We start from the raw sequence: 16534 nt of genomic DNA on the forward strand, positions 1-16534 counted from the left end.
ATGGACGACGACGAAGGCGACGATCCGCTGCCCCTCTCCGCCCTCCAGCACATGCACTACTGCCCGCGGCAGGCGGCCCTGATCCACGTCGAACGGCTGTGGGCGGAGAACCGCTTCACCGCCGAGGGCCGCGTCCTGCACGTCAACGCCGACGAGCCGGGCAGCCGACGCCGCAAGGGTGTGCGTCGCGTCACCGCCCTGCCGCTGCGCTCGCGCCGGCTCGGCGTGGCGGGCGTCGCCGATCTCGTCGAGTTTACCGCAGACGGCGCGGGTGGCGAGACGGCATTGCCGGTCGAGTTCAAGCGCGGCGCGCCCAAGCTCCATCGCGCCGACGAGATCCAGCTCTGTGCCCAGGGCATGGCGCTCGAGGAGGCGCTCGGGCAGCCCGTGCCGGAAGGGGCGCTCTTCTACGGCGAGACGCGGCGGCGCCTGCGTGTGCCCTTCGACGATGCGCTCCGCCGGGAGACGGAAGCGACCGCGACGGCGCTCGTCGCCATGGTCGCCGAGGGGCGAACGCCGCCCGCCGTCTACCGGTCCGATCGGTGTCGCGCCTGCTCGCTCCTCGATCTCTGCTCCCCGCGGCTCGGCGGTCGATCCGCGCGGACCTGGATGGAGCGACGCCTGATGAACGATCTCACCGATCCAACCGAGCACCCGCCGGAAGTGCCATGAAGAAACTCCTCAACACGCTCTGGGTCACGACCGAAGGCGCCGCCGTGAAGAAGGACGGCGAAAACCTCGTCGTCGAAGTGGAAGGCGAAGAACGTCTGCGCGTGCCGCTCCACCGGCTGCAGTCCGTGGTCGTCTTCGGCGCCATCCTGCTCTCGCCCGCGACCATCGCGGCCTGCGCCAGCGCCGGCATCACGCTCGTCCTGCTCGATCGCGTCGGCCGGTTCCAGGCGCGGGTAGAGGGGCCGGTCTCCGGCAACGTGCTCCTGCGCCGCGCCCAATATCGCGCCGCCGACGCCCCGGTCGACTACGTCCGTGGTTTCGTCTGCGGCAAGGTCGCCAACCAGCGTGCCGTTCTTTCGCGATCCCTGCGCGACCACGGCGCCGACATGGCCCCCGAGGCACGCGGCGATCTGGAACAGGTGATCGACCGCATGGCCGGGATCATACGCCGCGCGATGCTGGCCCCGGTCGAGGCGGACGAGTTGCGCGGGCTCGAAGGCGACGCGGCGCGGCTCTATTTCTCGGTCTTCGACCGGCTGATCCGCGCACCCGAGCCCGAGATGCGCTTTGCCGGCCGGTCCCGCCGACCGCCGCTCGATTGCGTCAACGCGCTCTTGTCGTTCCTCTACACGCTGCTCGTTCACGATTGCCGCAGCGCCCTCGAGGGCGTGGGGCTCGATCCGGCCGTCGGCTTCCTCCACCGCGATCGCCCCGGCCGCCCGAGCCTCGCACTCGATCTGATGGAGGAGCTGCGCCCGGTTCTGGTCGACCGTCTGGCGCTCGCGCTGATCAACCGAAGGCAACTACGCGCCGCCGATTTCGAACGCCGCGACGGCGGTGCCGTCTGGCTCGCCGAGGAGGGCCGCCGCACGGTTCTCGCCGCCTGGACCGAACGCAAGAAGGAGGAGCGCCGCCATCCCTTCCTGGACGAGGTCGCGCCCTACGGCCTCGTGCCTCATCTCCAGGCGCAGCTTCTCGCTCGCCGCCTGCGCGGCGACATCGACGCCTATCCCGCCTGGCTCTGGAAGTGACCCGCCGATGATGGTTCTCGTCACCTACGACGTCGCGACCTCCGAGCCCGGTGGCGCCGGCCGCCTGCGCCGCGTCGCCAAGGCCTGCCGCGACTACGGGCAACGCGTGCAGTTCTCGGTCTTCGAGATCGAGGTCGACCCGGCGCAGTGGACGGCCCTGCGCGCCCGCCTCGAGGCGATCATCGATCCCGACCACGACTCGTTGCGCTACTACATGCTCGGCGCCAACTGGCATCGCCGCGTCGAGCACGTCGGCGCGAAGCCGGCGACGGATCTCGACGGACCGCTGATCGTCTGAGACCGGCATCCCGCGAACCGGTGCGAACCACGAGCATGCACCGAAGAGCAGGAAGGTTCGCACTGCAATCAACCCGATGACGACGAAGACGTTTTCCGAAGACGGCCGGCGACGGAGCCGCCTGTCTCGACACGGCGACGCGGAGTTCGCGCGCACTCGGCGGTTTGTGGATGGGAATGAACGCGTTAGAGATGGACGGTCGCCCCCCTCGCGGGGGCGTGGATCGAAACGGTCGCCACCCGCGCCGAGGCGTCGGGCCTACCGTCGCCCCCCTCGCGGGGGCGTGGATCGAAACGCTCCAACCGAGACCGGAGAGATCGGGACGCGCCGTCGCCCCCCTCGCGGGGGCGTGGATCGAAACGCCTTGTCGGCCCGTGCGCGGGTCTCGACGCCGCGTCGCCCCCCTCGCGGGGGCGTGGATCGAAACTGGATATTCAACCCGGAATTTCTGGAATGCGAGCCGGTCGCCCCCCTCGCGGGGGCGTGGATCGAAACCAGTGCACCGCGACACTCTCCCCACCCGGTCAGGGTCGCCCCCCTCGCGGGGGCGTGGATCGAAACGCCGTCCCCGATCCCGAGACCATCGTCACCCGCTGTCGCCCCCCTCGCGGGGGCGTGGATCGAAACCGCTACGAGGTCGTCCGGGCCGACGGATCAATCAGTCGCCCCCCTCGCGGGGGCGTGGATCGAAACAAGATCGTCGGCGACCGGGCGGCCATCGTCCCCCGTCGCCCCCCTCGCGGGGGCGTGGATCGAAACGGCTTCGAACGCGGGCGTGCCCGGCTCGGCGAGAGTCGCCCCCCTCGCGGGGGCGTGGATCGAAACGAGAACCCGCGCTGTCGCATGCGCCTTGCCACCGGTCGCCCCCCTCGCGGGGGCGTGGATCGAAACGGATGTCATGCCGCCTCCTCCGCCGAAACGGCGACGTCGCCCCCCTCGCGGGGGCGTGGATCGAAACGTTGACGTCGCCGGCGTCGGCGAGGGTAACCCGTGTCGCCCCCCTCGCGGGGGCGTGGATCGAAACCTTCTCGGGATTAGCAGTCCAGAATGCGTCGAAGCGTCGCCCCCCTCGCGGGGGCGTGGATCGAAACGTGTCCCCGCTCGCCCAGGGTCGCCCGATCTACGTCGCCCCCCTCGCGGGGGCGTGGATCGAAACTCCTCCAATTCGAGCGATGCGCAAAAACTGAAATGTCGCCCCCCTCGCGGGGGCGTGGATCGAAACTCTACGCCGGCCGCGGGAAGAAGCCGACGATCGCGTCGCCCCCCTCGCGGGGGCGTGGATCGAAACGCGTGCCTCGGCTACATCAATAACCCCGGCGACGTCGCCCCCCTCGCGGGGGCGTGGATCGAAACGACGGCGGCGCGACGACCTATGCGGTCAAGACCGGTCGCCCCCCTCGCGGGGGCGTGGATCGAAACCCCGCGGGCGAGCCTGTTGGCGGCGATCGTCGGGTCGCCCCCCTCGCGGGGGCGTGGATCGAAACCGGTCGAACATCACCATGCTGGATCGCCGACAGGGTCGCCCCCCTCGCGGGGGCGTGGATCGAAACAAGGACTGGTGCGTCCAGGCGGGATTGCCGCACGTCGCCCCCCTCGCGGGGGCGTGGATCGAAACGCCCAGGCCGGCCTGTTGCGCCAGGAGCAAGCCCGCGTCGCCCCCCTCGCGGGGGCGTGGATCGAAACGGCACTACTTACGGTGACACCCCGAGCACGGCGGGGTCGCCCCCCTCGCGGGGGCGTGGATCGAAACCGGTGGGCTCTCGCGCTCGCGATCCTGCTCTTCGTGTCGCCCCCCTCGCGGGGGCGTGGATCGAAACTGATGGACGATGCTGTGGCCGAGGTCCGCCGTGCGGTCGCCCCCCTCGCGGGGGCGTGGATCGAAACCGCCGCCATTCAGTCCTTGGTCACCGAGGAGCTTGTCGCCCCCCTCGCGGGGGCGTGGATCGAAACTGCTCGGCCTCGAGGAGCGCCAGCGCCCGGGCCGTCGCCCCCCTCGCGGGGGCGTGGATCGAAACCATGACCTCGCACCCCGCTTCGGCCGTGCGCCGCAGTCGCCCCCCTCGCGGGGGCGTGGATCGAAACAATTCTTCCGCCATATGGTGATGGAGGCTTATCGTCGCCCCCCTCGCGGGGGCGTGGATCGAAACATCTCCGGTCGTCGCCTCGGGTCATCGTGGCGCGTCGCCCCCCTCGCGGGGGCGTGGATCGAAACGGCGTCAGCCACGCCCATAGGGCGAAGCCGGCGAGTCGCCCCCCTCGCGGGGGCGTGGATCGAAACGAACAGCTCCCGGACGTGCCTCCACTCGACTACGCGTCGCCCCCCTCGCGGGGGCGTGGATCGAAACACCGATGGTGACTTGGTCGAGGCATTCCTGCGCGGTCGCCCCCCTCGCGGGGGCGTGGATCGAAACGCCTCCCAGAACACGGACACCTCCGGGAGGCCGCGTCGCCCCCCTCGCGGGGGCGTGGATCGAAACATCTGAGCAGGCGCGGTCCAATGGGCCGTGTTGGGTCGCCCCCCTCGCGGGGGCGTGGATCGAAACAAAGCAGGTCGGGCGGGCTTATCCGCGATATCACCGTCGCCCCCTCGCGGGGGCGTGGATCGAAACAGTAACCAGACGGGTCATGCGTTCCGTTCCTCCGTCGCCCCCCTCGCGGGGGCGTGGATCGAAACTCCACGATGCTGAGGGTGATTGACGGATCGCCCAAGGTCGCCCCCCTCGCGGGGGCGTGGATCGAAACCTCGTCGAGGGCGTGGCCTATCTCTCGGGCGTCCAGTCGCCCCCCTCGCGGGGGCGTGGATCGAAACACCGTCTCGGCGACGGCCGTGTGCGACTGGTCGAGGGTCGCCCCCCTCGCGGGGGCGTGGATCGAAACGATGCCGCGACGCTCGAGATCACGCGCCTGGTCCGTCGCCCCCCTCGCGGGGGCGTGGATCGAAACGGCGAGGCGGTCGGGCCGCTCTGCTGGACCGTGTGTCGCCCCCCTCGCGGGGGCGTGGATCGAAACCAGCGCACCCAGTCGCCGATCGTCAGGCCGAAGCGGTCGCCCCCCTCGCGGGGGCGTGGATCGAAACTGAAGCCTCGCTTGCCGCTGCCGATGTCGACCGTGGTCGCCCCCCTCGCGGGGGCGTGGATCGAAACTTTCCCTCTTCGACGCCCATTCCAGACAGGAGGGTCGCCCCCCTCGCGGGGGCGTGGATCGAAACTTGGCGATCGGGTCGTAGACCTCGCCGTCGTGGAGTCGCCCCCCTCGCGGGGGCGTGGATCGAAACACTATGCGCTCGCCGACGACTGGCCGGTGCTGGAGTCGCCCCCCCTCGCGGGGGCGTGGATCGAAACCCCGCCTCCGCCAGCCAGACGGCTGCGGTGTGACGTCGCCCCCCTCGCGGGGGCGTGGATCGAAACCGTAGCTCAGGGGCTCGATGGACAGTCGCTCGGGTCGCCCCCCCCCCCGCGGGGGCGTGGATCGAAACCCACGGCTCGTAACCGTCGGCGCGGATCGCAGCGTCGCCCCCTCGCGGGGGCGTGGATCGAAACTTGGCCGCCTGGATCTCCGTCTTGATCCGGTCGAGTCGCCCCCCTCGCGGGGGCGTGGGTCGAAACATCGGCTGGCCGCCGTTCACGTCGCGCCACTGGTGTCGCCCCCCTCGCGGGGCGTCGATCGAAACCGCCCCCGGCATCATAGTTGGGGCCGGAATTGGGTCGCCCCCTCGCGGGGGCGTGGAGCGAAGCTAGGCTGGGCCGGAAACGAGGGCAGTCATCGCCGAGGCGAAGTCCTTTGATGCCTGCGGCTGGCATGGCGCCTTTTCGACTGGACTTCCCCCGGCATCGGAGCGGTAGTGCGTTGCGGCAGCGGGGCAGAACCCAGTGCCGCAATGCCTGGGATCGGCATCGATCCTGGGCTCGGGGCAGTGCAAGCGGGCACACCGGGTGTCCGCGTCGAGGACACCGCCCATGTCTCCCTTCAAGCTCCACCTCTTCGGTCGGCCGGCCGATCTCACCGCAGCGGACAACGCCGATACGGATGCCGGTCCCGCGCAGGTCGTGTCTGCCGACACTTCGCTCGCCTCCGAGGCCGGTGACGCCAACTCCAGCAAGATCGCCCGGATCCTCGCGGCGATCAGCGCACCCGACGGCGCGACGGTGGAGGAACTCACCGCCCTCTCGGGATGGCAGCCGCACACCATCCGCGCGGCGTTGAGCCGCCAGCGTCGAAAGGGCTTCCAGATCGTGCACGGGGTCGACGGCTTCGGGCGCTTGGCCTATCGGCTCGCCTCCGACGGGGCCGAGGCATGACCCTCGTCGATCCGACCTCGATCGAGATGACGGCTTCGGCAGCGGCGTCAGGCGCCGACCGCACCGCGCGGCGCAGGACGGCCATGGCCTCCGGCGACGAGCTGCGCGCTCGCCTCCTCGCGCTCCGCACCCTGCCTCGCGAAGAACTCTGCGCCGAATGGCGGCGGCTCTTTCGCGCCAATCCGCCCGACCGCATCCGCACCGATCTCCTCGTGCTGGGTATCGCCTGGAAGATCCAGGAAAAGACGCGCGGCGGCCTGAGGAAGGCGGCCGAGACATGCTTGCGCGAGCTCGCGCGGTCCATGGGCACGACCGGCGACATCGGACGCGCCAAGCGGACGAAGCTGAAGCCCGGTGCCCGGCTGGTTCGCGAATGGGGCGGCACGGTTCACGAGGTCACCGTGGTCGAGCGTGGCTTCGAATGGAACGGTCGGGTGTGGGCGTCGCTCTCCGGCATCGCCGAGGCGATCACCGGCGCCCACTGGTCCGGGCCGCGATTCTTCGGGCTCGCGGCCCGGGGAAAGACCCGAAGCGACGTGGAAAGTCCCTCCAAGGGCGAGGAGATCCCGACCGATGCGTAAGCCGAAGAAGATCACCGATGCCTCGCCCGTCACGCGGGTCAGAGCCATCCGGTGCGCCGTCTACACCCGCAAGTCCTCCGAGGAGGGGCTGGAGCAGAGCTTCAACTCGCTCGATGCTCAGCGCGAGGCCTGCGAGGCCTATGTCGCGAGCCAGAGGGCCGAAGGCTGGGTGGTCCTGCCGCAGATGTACGACGACGGTGGCATCTCCGGCGGAACGATGGATCGGCCCGCCCTGAAGCGTCTCCTCGCCGACGTCGCCGCCGGGCTCGTCGACACCGTCGTTGTCTACAAGGTCGACCGGCTGACGCGCTCGCTCGGTGACTTCGCCAAGATCGTCGAGGTGTTCGACGAGGCAAACGTCTCCTTCGTCTCGGTGACCCAGTCCTTCAACACCACGACCTCGATGGGCAGGCTCACCCTCAACATGCTGCTGTCCTTCGCCCAATTCGAGCGCGAGGTCACCGGCGAACGCATCCGCGACAAGATCGCGGCCTCGAAGGCGCGGGGCATGTGGATGGGCGGGCGCGTGGCGCTCGGCTACGAGGTCCGGGAACGCAAGTTGGAGATCGTCGAGACCGAAGCCGAGACGGTGCGGTCCATCTTCCGGCGATACCTCGAATTGGGCTCGGTGCTCGACCTGCGCGACGAACTCCGCGCGACGGGGATCCGGGGCAAGGCAGCGAAGGGCTCCGACGAGGCCCCGTCGCTCGATCGCGGCGCGCTCTATCACCTTCTCCAGAACCGGCTCTATCGCGGCGAGATCGCCCACAAGGGCAAGATCCATCCCGGCCAGCACGGGAGAATCGTCGACCAGGAACTCTGGGATCGGGTCCAGGCGATGCTCGCCGACAACCGGGTGGAGAGGAAGCTCCGGTCGAATGCGGCTTCGGCGAGCCTGCTCGCCGGGCTGGTTCGGGACGAGGACGGGGTCCCGCTGACGCCGACGCATGCCAACAAGCGAGGCCGGCGCTATCGCTACTACGTCAGCCGGGATCTGGTGGTCGCGCCACCTGCGGAGGGAGCTCACGAACCGAGCGACCGACGCCGTCGGGGCGCATCGCGCCGCATTCCGGCGATCGATCTGGAGGCCGTGGTCGAGGACCGGCTCGCGGCGCTTCTTCGCGACGCCAACGCGGTCGACGGGATCGTCGCTGCCCGTGTCGCATCCATCGAGGAGCGGAGGCGCCGTATCGAGCGCGCCGGAGATCTCGGGACGAAGTGGCCATCACTCCCGCGACCCGAGAAGATCGCGATCCTCCACCGGCTCGTCACCGGCATCACCCTTGGAAGCTCGTCCCTCGAGATCACCGTCGATCCCGATGGGTTGAGCGAGGTCGCGGGCACGACCGGCGAGGACCTCGTGAAGCTCTCGACGGAACCGCGTGGCGAAGAACCCGTCTCCGAAGTCGACGCCGTCATCCTCTCAGTACCGGTGAACCTGAAGCGGGTCGGGATGGAGATGAAGCTCCTGGTCGAGGCGCCCGACCTCCAGCGCTCCCGCAAGCCGGATCGGAGCCTCCTCCGGCTGCTCGGTCAGGCGCGCCACTATCGCGAACGCCTGCTCGAAGGAGACGGCAAGGCGATCGGCGAGCTGGCCGAGGCCGAAGGCGTCGGCTCTCCCTACTTCACGCGGATCCTACGCCTGGCCTTCCTGGCACCCGACGTCACCGAGGCCATCCTCGACGGTCGGCAGCCGATCGAGCTCTCGGCCAAGAAGCTCGCGATGACCTCCGACCTACCGGCCGACTGGGACGAGCAGAGACGAGTGCTCGCATTCAGGTGACGCCACCGAACACGGCAGACCAACCTCGCGACATTCCGTGCCCCCGCCTCCTGAGGCGGGGTTCGTCGTTCCGGCGGGTCGGTGAGCGCGGCAGAGGGAAAGTGTACCGCGAAATCGGTCAGTCGAGACTTCCGGCGTCGGAGAGCCGCGATTCCCGTACCTCGACGGTCTCGCGGTGCATGTCCCACCGACACGACCGTGCAAGTCACGGAAACGTCGGGTGAATTCGGCATGATGGGAAAAAGGCAGAAAAGCCCCAAGATATCGGGGGCTTATGGCGGAGAGGGTGGGATTCGAACCCACGGTACGCTTGCACGTACAACGGTTTTCGAGACCGCCCCGATCGACCACTCCGGCACCTCTCCGCAGAAGCAAGGACTCGTGGTCGACGAGCGAGGTCCCTATACACAGGCCTGCCGCGCGCCGCAAGGCCCGTCGAACATTTCTCGCAAACGTCCCGCGTCGTCCACAGCCGAGGCCTCGCCGTCCACCCGCGTCCCACGCGCCGCTCTCGGTCGAGACGGGTGTCGAGATGGGGGCGAGACCGGGACCGCGACGTGGGCCGGTGCCTCGGCGGACCTGCCGCGCATGCCTCGTCCGCGATGCCGCGGGCGTCCGCGCCATCTGGCGGCGGGCGCCGACGCAGGCTATCGTCGCGCCATGTTCAGCGAAGAAGAACTCGAACGCTACGCCCGCCACGTGGTCCTCGCCGACGTCGGCGGGCCGGGCCAACAGAAGATCCGCGCCGCCCATGTCCTGGCGATCGGCGCCGGCGGGCTCGGCTCGCCGATCCTGCTCTATCTCGCCGCCGCCGGCGTCGGGCGAATCACCGTGGTCGACGACGACGTCGTCTCGCTGTCCAATCTCCAGCGTCAGGTGATCCACGCCACCGCCGACATCGGTCGGCCCAAGGTCGAGAGCGCCCGCGAGGCGATGGGGCGGATCAACCCGCATGTCGAGGTCGTGCCCGTCGCCGCCCGCTTCACGGCCGAGAATGCCGCGGCACTCGTCGAGGGCGTCGACGTCGTGGTCGACGGCTCGGACAACTTCACCACCCGGTTCCTCGCCGCCGACACCTGCTTCGCGCTCGGCCGGCCGCTGGTCACCGCCGCGGTCTCGGAGTTCGACGGCTCGATCACCACGCTGATGCCCCATCTCGACGGGGCCGACGGGCGCCCCAACCCGAGCTACCGCTGCCTCTTCCCGGCGCCGCCGCCGCCCGGTCTGGTGCCGGCCTGCGCCGAAGCCGGCATCCTCGGCGCCGCCGTCGGCGTGCTCGGCACGCTCGCCGCCACCGAAGTGCTGAAGCTCGTCACCGGCGTCGGCGATCTCCTCCTCGGCCGCCTGCTGATGGTCGATCTCAAGTCGATGCGCTTCGAGACCATCGACTACGCCCGCAATCCCAAGGTCACGCGGCCGCCGGTCCCCGGTCGGGCGTGAGCCTCGGGCACGAAACGAAGAACGGCCGGGCGATGCCCGGCCGTTCTTCGTTTCGACGATATCGTGCGTCTCACATGCCACGCACGGCCGGGCGGACCGAGCGCAGCTGCGGCTCGCGCATGGTCTCGCGCCACGGCGCCGAGCGGTAGACGCCGAGGATCCGGTAGTCGGCGAAGAAGCCGAGCTCCTCCAGCGCGTTGGCGAGCCCGCGCTCGCTCGGATGGCCCTCGACGTCGGCGAGGAACTGCGTCGCCGTGAAGTGGCCGTCGACCATGTAGCTCTCGAGCTTGGTCATGTTGATGCCGTTGGTGGCGAAACCGCCCAGCGCCTTGTAGAGCGCCGCCGGCACGTTGCGGACGTTGAACACGAAGGTCGTCATGATCGGCCCGACGCCCGGCGCCGCGCGCAGGTCCTCGGTCGACAGGATGACGAAGCGGGTGGTGTTGTGGTCCTGGTCCTCGATGTCCTCGGCGAGGATGTCGAGGCCGTAGATCTCCGCCGCCAGCCGCGAGGCGATGGCGCCGCGGGAGGGATCGGCGATCTGCGAGATCTCGCGGGCGGAACCGGCGGTGTCGGCGCCGACGATCGGCCTGAGGCCGAGCTTGCGCAGGTTCTCGCGGCATTGGCCGAGCGCCTGCGGATGGCTCTGCACCGTCTTCAGGGTCTCGAGGCTCGCCCCCTTCGGCGCCATCAGCTGATGGCGGATCGGCAGGAAGTACTCGCCGATGATGTGCAGGGTCGATTGCGGCAGCAGATGGTGGATGTCGGCGACGCGGCCGGCGATCGAGTTCTCGATCGGGATCATGCCGAGGTCGGCGGTTCCGTTCTCGAGCTCGGCGAAGCAGTCCTCGAAGGTCGCGCAGGGGATCGCCTCGAAGTCGGGATAGACCTCGCGGGCGGCGATGTGGGAATTGGCTCCCGGTTCACCCTGGAACACGATCTTCTTGCGGCCGGTCATGGCTGGTCCTTCACTGATTGCCGGCGGGGCCGGCGGCGAGAATGGTGCGGGCGCGCTCGAGGTCGTCCGGCGTGTCGACGCCGAGCGGCACCGTCGCGACGACCTCGACGTCGATGCGCATGCCGGCCTCGAGGGCGCGCAGCTGCTCGAGCTTCTCGCGACGCTCCAGCACCGAGGGCGGCAGCGACACGAAACGGCCGAGCGCCGCCCGACGATAGGCATAGAGTCCGATGTGGTGGAAGAGCGGTCCGTCGCCGTGCGGCGCCGTGGCACGGGTGAAGTAGAGCGCGCGCAAGCGGCTCTCGCCGATCGGCGAGCCGACCACCTTGACCACGTTGGGGTTGGTCTTCTCTTCGTCGCGCACGATCTCGGCGGCGAGCGTCGCGATGTCGACGCTCGGCTCGCAGAGCGGCGCGATCGACGCGCGCACGGCGGCCGGATCGATCGTCGGCAGATCGCCCTGGACGTTGACGATCACGTCGTGGCGGCCGTCCGGGTCGACGAGGCCGAGGGCCTCGTGGATGCGGTCGGAGCCGGAGGGGTGGTCGGGACGCGTCAGGATCGCCTCGCCGCCGTGGTCGCGCACCGCCGCGACGATCGCCGCGTCGTCGGCGGCGACGAAGACCGGACCGATGTCGGCTTCGCGGGCGCGGCGCCAAACCTGCACCACCATCGGCACGCCGGCGATGTCGGCGAGCGGTTTGCCCGGCAGGCGCGTCGCGGTCATGCGCGCGGGGATGAGGATCATCGGTCGGAGCGCGGGGGCGGACATCGGCAGGGATCTCGCGAGACGGCGTGAAGAGGCTCGACGGCTCTTATAGTTATGGACAGGCTCTCGGAAAAGCACGTAGTGTCCCGCTCGGAGGGGCAGGACCGGGAATGCGGCCGCCGTCGCCGTCGGGGAGGGGCTTCCGGGCGGTGCCGAGGGCGCGAGGCGCGGTCGTGCCGACACCGGTCGGGCGGGTTCGCAGCCCGCGACCACTCGGACGGAGTTCCACATGGATTTTCGCGCGATCAATTCTTACGCCGGCGCGCTTTTCGGTGCCGGTATCTGGGCCATGGTCACCGGCATCACCGCATCGATCATCTTCGCCCCCGAGCTTCCCGCCAAGCCCGGCTTCGTCGTGGCGGTCGCCGGCGCACCGAAGCAGGAGGCGGCGCCCGCCGCAGCCGCCAAGGTCGAGCCGATCGAGGTACGCATGAAGACCGCCGACGTCGAGCGCGGCAAGAAGAGCTTCTCCAAGTGCTCGTCCTGCCACACGCCCGAGAAGGGCGGCGGCGCCAAGGTCGGCCCCAATCTGTGGGGCGTGGTCGGTGGGCCCAAGGCCCACATGGGCGGCTTCAAGTATTCCGGCGGCATGGCCGATCGCGGCAAGGCCGGCGAAAAGTGGTCCTTCGACGACCTCGACAAGTTCCTGGCCGACCCCAAGGGCTTCGTCGCCGGCACCGCGATGGGCTTCGCCGGCATCAAGGACGGGGCCGATCGCGCCGACGTGATCGCCTATCTGCATTCGCTCTCCGACAGCCCGGTGCCGCTGCCCTGAGGCGCGGAACGGCGCGGAACGAACGACGGCCGGGAGCGATCCCGGCCGTCTTCGCGTCGGGGTGGCCGCGCCGCGCGAGACCGACCGCCGCGACGACTGCGAATTCGTCGTGAAACGTATAATCTCGCCCGAATCGTCGGATTGTCTCCGGCCGATCGACCACGAAAGCGAGATCGAACGCCCATGCGCCTTCTCACCCTGGCCGCCGTCCTCCTCGCCGCCGGAGCCACGCTCCTCGCCGTCCCGACGGGCCATGCCGAAGAGAGGGTCTGGCACCATGGCTCCTCGCTGATGGGCGAGCCGAAGTACCCGAAGGACTTCGCTCATTTCGCCTACGTGAACCCGAATGCGCCGAAGGGCGGCACGCTGCGCCTCTCCGACACCGGAACCTTCGACAGCTTCAATCCGGTGATCGCCAAGGGCAACGCCGCCTCGGGCCTCGAGCTGATCTACGAGCACCTGATGACGTCGGCGCTCGACGAGGCGTCGACCGAGTACGGCGAGATCGCCGAGGCGCTGACCTGGCCGGCGGACTTCTCGTCGGTGACCTATCGGTTGAACCCGAAGGCGCGCTGGCACGACGGCAAGCCGATCTCGACGGAAGACGTGGTCTGGTCGTTCCAGGCGATCACCGCCAACAATCCCGCCCAGGCCTTCTACTACAAGCACGTCGTGAAGGCCGAGGCGACCGGCGCGAACGAGGTCACCTTCACCTTCGATCAGGCCGGAAATCGCGAACTGCCGCAGATCGTCGGCCAGCTCATGGTTCTGCCGAAGCACTGGTGGGAAGGCACCGGCCCCGACGGCAGGAAGCGGTCGATCACCGAGACGACGCTCGAGATGCCGCTCGGCTCCGGCCCCTATCGGCTCAAGGGCTTCGAGGCCGGCCGCACCGTGGTCTTCGAACGCGTCAGGGACTGGTGGGGCGCGACCCTTCCGACCCATGTCGGCATGTGGAACTTCGACGAGATCCGCTACGACTATTTCCGCGACGAGACGGTCGAGCTCGAAGCCTTCAAGGGCGACGGCTACGACGCCCGCTTCGAGAACATCGCCAAGAACTGGGCGACCGCCTACGACTTCCCGGCCCGCGCCGAGGGTCGCGTCGTGCTGGAGAAGATCCCGGTCGCCGGCCGCGGCATCATGGCGGGCTTCGTGCCGAACCTGCGCCGGGCCAAGTTCGCCGATCCCCGTGTCCGCCTCGCCCTGTCCTATGCCCTCGACTACGAGGAGATGAACCGGACGCTGTTCTTCGGGGAGTACGACCGTATCCCGAGCTACTTCTTCCCCACCGAACTCGCCTCCTCCGGCCTGCCGCAGGGCCGCGAGCTCGAGATCCTGCACGAGGCGGAGAAGGCCGGGCCGATCCCGAAGGACGTCTTCGAGAAGCCCTTCGCCAATCCTGTCGCCAAGGACGCCGTTGCCGCGCGCAACAATCTGCGCGAGGCGCTGCGGCTCTTCCAGGAAGCCGGCTGGGTGATCAGGAACGGCGTCATGACCAGGGCCGACACCGGCGAACCCTTCCGCATCGAGTTCTTGAACAACGGACCGACCTTCGAGCGCGTCGGCGTCAGGTATCGCGAGAGCCTCGCCAAGATCGGCATCGACCTGTCGCTCCGCGTGGTGGACTCCTCACAATACGTCAACCGCGTCCGCGCCCGCGACTTCGACATGATCTACACCGGTTGGGCCCAGTCGCTGTCGCCCGGCAACGAGCAGCTCAACTTCTGGGGCTCCGCCGCCGCCCGCCAGGAGGGGTCGCAGAACTGGGGCGGCATCGAGAACCCGGCGATCGACGCGATCATCAAGGTGATCCTCTACGCCAAGGATCGCGACGAACTGGTCGCCGCCACCCGTGCGCTCGATCGCGTCCTGCTGTGGAACCACTACGTGATCCCGGGCTGGACCACGGCCGACACGCGGATGGCGCGCTGGAACCGCTTCGGCCGGCCCGATCCGCTGCCCTCGCAGTCGACCGGGTTCCCGGCCATCTGGTGGTGGGACGCCGCCGCCGCGGCCAAGACCGGGGTGCCGAAGTGAGGCCTCTTGCCGGGGCGACCCGGTCGGCGACCGCCGGTCTCACCCGGCGCGAGGCGCTCGCGGCCGGCGTCGCAGGCCTCGCGGCCTGCGCCGTTCCGGGGAGCCTGCGCGCCGCCGAGGGCCCGCGCCACGGCTTCTCGGTCTGGGGCGATCTGAAGTATCCGCCCGACTTCGCCCATTTCGACTGGGTGAACCCGAAGGCGCCGAAGGGCGGCACGCTGGCGACCCAGGCCTCGGTCTGGGCCTACAATCAGAACCCGTCGACCTTCAACTCGCTGCACGACCTGATCCTCAAGGGCGACGGCGCCATCGCCCTCGGCCTGACGCGGACGAGCCTGATGGAGCGCGCCTTCGACGAGGCCGACGCGGTCTACGGCATGATCGCCGAGAGCCTGGAGGTCCGCGACGACGGCGCCACGCTGATCTTCCGCCTGCGCCCCTCCGCGCGCTTCTCCGACGGCTCGCCCCTGACGGCGGAGGACGCCGCCTTCTCGCTCGTGACGTTGAAGGAGAAGGGCCACCCGCACGCCGCCGAACTGCTGCGCGAGATGGTCTCGGCGACGCCCGAGGACCGGCACCGTCTGGTGGTGCGCCTGTCGGACAAGCGCGGCCGCGCCCTTCCCGGCATCGTCGCGACCCAGCCGATCTTCTCCAAGGCCTTCTGGGCGAAGCACGATTTCGAGAATTCGCTGCTCGAGCCGGTGCTCGGCTGCGGCCCCTACCGGGTCGGCCGCTTCGAGGCCGGCCGCTTCGTCGAATACGAGCGGGTGAAGGACTGGTGGGGCGCCGATCTGCCGGTCGCCCGCGGCCGCTGGAACTTCGACCGCATCCGCTTCGACGTCTTCCGCGAACGCACCGTCGCCTTCGAGGCCTTCAAGGCGGGCGAGACGACGCTGCGCGAGGAGTTCACCTCCGCCACCTGGGCGAAGCAGTACGACTTTCCCGCCGTCGCCGACGGGCGGGTGAAGAAGATCGAGCTGGAGGATCGTTCGCCCTCGGGGGCGCAAGGGTGGTTCCTCAACACCCGGCGGGCGAAGTTCGCCGACCCGCGGGTGCGCGAGGCGATCGGCCTCGCCTTCGACTTCGAATGGACCAACCGCAACATCTTCTTCGGTTCCTACGCCCGCACCGCCTCCTTCTTCGTCAACTCCGACCTCGAGGCGACGGGCCGGCCGTCGCCGGCCGAACTCGCCCTGCTCGAGCCCTTCCGCGGGCGGGTGCCCGACGAGGTCTTCGGCGAGGCCTGGCGCCCGCCGGTGACCGACGGCACCGGGCAGGACCGCACGCCGCTGCGCCGCGCCTCGGAACTGCTCACCGCCGCCGGCTGGACGCGCAGGGACGGTCGCCTCGTCGACGGCGTCGGCCGTCCCTTCGAGATCGAGTTCCTCGAGGCCGACGGTGCCTTCACCAAGGTGGTCGGCGGCTTCGTGAAGAACCTGCAGGCCCTCGGCATCCTCGCCGCCGAGCGCGTCGTCGACCCGTCGCAGTTCGAGAAGCGCATGCTCGAGTTCGACTTCGACGTCGTCACCCGCCGCTTCTCGGTCGAGGCGACGCCGGACGAGACCAGTCGCCGCTTCTGGCACTCCTCGTCGCGCGACGCGGTCGGCTCGTCGAACCTCTCCGGCATCGCCGACCCGGTCGTCGACGCGCTGATCGAGGCGATGCTCGCCGCCCCCTCGCGCGAGGCCCAGGTCGCCGCCGCCCGCGCCCTAGACCGGGTGCTCCGCGCCGGGCGCTGGTGGGTGCCGCACTGGTTCAAGCCCAGCCACTGGATCGCCGCCTGGGACGTCTTCGATCGACCCGTGGTGAAACCGCGCTACGATCGCGCCATCGAATCGACCTGGTGGGTGGACGAGACCCGCGCCAAAGCCCTCGGCAAGGGCCTGTGA

At 69.7% G+C, this 16534-nt stretch carries 12 protein-coding genes, 1 tRNA gene and 1 CRISPR repeat array; of the genes, 10 read left to right on the forward strand and 3 right to left on the reverse strand.

Going from position 1 to position 16534, the window contains the following annotated elements:
* The 6 genes from cas4 to ACT541_RS03270 all read left to right on the forward strand — a co-directional run bounded on the left by cas4 (position 1) and on the right by ACT541_RS03270 (position 8663).
* Complete coding sequence (gene cas4, locus ACT541_RS03245) at positions 1–672, forward strand: CRISPR-associated protein Cas4 (RefSeq protein ID WP_476134226.1); 672 nt, start codon at positions 1–3, stop codon at positions 670–672.
* A complete protein-coding gene (gene cas1c, locus ACT541_RS03250; protein ID WP_476134228.1) occupies positions 669–1703 on the forward strand; it encodes a type I-C CRISPR-associated endonuclease Cas1c in 1035 nt (344 codons plus the stop codon). Before cas4 ends, cas1c begins: the two co-directional genes overlap by 4 nt.
* 7 nt (positions 1704–1710) lie before the next feature.
* A complete protein-coding gene (gene cas2, locus ACT541_RS03255) occupies positions 1711–2001 on the forward strand; it encodes a CRISPR-associated endonuclease Cas2 (RefSeq protein ID WP_476134229.1) in 291 nt (96 codons plus the stop codon).
* A gap of 198 nt (positions 2002–2199) precedes the next feature.
* Positions 2200–5606: direct repeats of the CRISPR family, unit length 32 nt; unit sequence GTCGCCCCCCTCGCGGGGGCGTGGATCGAAAC.
* A 351-nt stretch (positions 5607–5957) separates the two neighbouring features.
* Positions 5958–6299: a DUF3489 domain-containing protein gene (locus ACT541_RS03260; RefSeq protein ID WP_476134230.1), complete on the forward strand. Its 342-nt coding sequence runs from the start codon at positions 5958–5960 to the stop codon at positions 6297–6299.
* Entirely contained in the window at positions 6296–6880 is a 585-nt protein-coding gene (locus ACT541_RS03265; RefSeq protein ID WP_476134232.1) for a DUF2924 domain-containing protein, read from the forward strand. The genes ACT541_RS03260 and ACT541_RS03265 overlap by 4 nt, the downstream gene beginning before the upstream one ends.
* Positions 6873–8663, forward strand: a complete 1791-nt coding sequence (locus ACT541_RS03270) for a recombinase family protein (RefSeq protein WP_476134233.1) — start codon at positions 6873–6875, stop codon at positions 8661–8663. The genes ACT541_RS03265 and ACT541_RS03270 overlap by 8 nt, the downstream gene beginning before the upstream one ends.
* A gap of 275 nt (positions 8664–8938) precedes the next feature.
* Here the strand turns inward: ACT541_RS03270 and ACT541_RS03275 are convergent.
* A tRNA-Ser gene (locus ACT541_RS03275) sits at positions 8939–9028 on the reverse strand.
* 295 nt (positions 9029–9323) lie between these two features.
* On the opposite strand from ACT541_RS03275, the gene ACT541_RS03280 reads away from it, so the two are divergent.
* Entirely contained in the window at positions 9324–10103 is a 780-nt protein-coding gene (locus ACT541_RS03280; protein WP_476134234.1) for a HesA/MoeB/ThiF family protein, read from the forward strand.
* Between the two features lie 70 nt (positions 10104–10173).
* Here ACT541_RS03280 and ACT541_RS03285 read toward each other — a convergent pair whose 3' ends face one another.
* The gene (locus ACT541_RS03285; protein WP_476134236.1) at positions 10174–11061 is read right to left on the reverse strand and encodes a prephenate dehydratase; all 888 of its coding nucleotides are present in this window, start codon (positions 11059–11061) and stop codon (positions 10174–10176) included.
* A gap of 10 nt (positions 11062–11071) precedes the next feature.
* Positions 11072–11833 carry a 3-deoxy-manno-octulosonate cytidylyltransferase gene (locus ACT541_RS03290; protein ID WP_476134238.1) on the reverse strand — a complete coding sequence of 254 codons (762 nt, stop codon included), beginning with the start codon at positions 11831–11833 and terminating at the stop codon, positions 11072–11074.
* Between the two features lie 226 nt (positions 11834–12059).
* Between ACT541_RS03290 and ACT541_RS03295 the strand changes: the two genes are divergently transcribed.
* The 3 genes from ACT541_RS03295 (at position 12060) to ACT541_RS03305 (ending at position 16534) form a co-directional block, all read left to right on the forward strand.
* The gene (locus tag ACT541_RS03295; RefSeq protein ID WP_476134240.1) at positions 12060–12605 is read left to right on the forward strand and encodes a c-type cytochrome; all 546 of its coding nucleotides are present in this window, start codon (positions 12060–12062) and stop codon (positions 12603–12605) included.
* Between the two features lie 183 nt (positions 12606–12788).
* Complete coding sequence (locus tag ACT541_RS03300) at positions 12789–14645, forward strand: extracellular solute-binding protein (RefSeq protein ID WP_476134241.1); 1857 nt, start codon at positions 12789–12791, stop codon at positions 14643–14645.
* The gene (locus ACT541_RS03305; protein ID WP_476134242.1) at positions 14642–16534 is read left to right on the forward strand and encodes an extracellular solute-binding protein; all 1893 of its coding nucleotides are present in this window, start codon (positions 14642–14644) and stop codon (positions 16532–16534) included. Before ACT541_RS03300 ends, ACT541_RS03305 begins: the two co-directional genes overlap by 4 nt.

The sequence above is a fragment of the Pinisolibacter sp. DMC100 genome, from assembly GCF_056313705.1.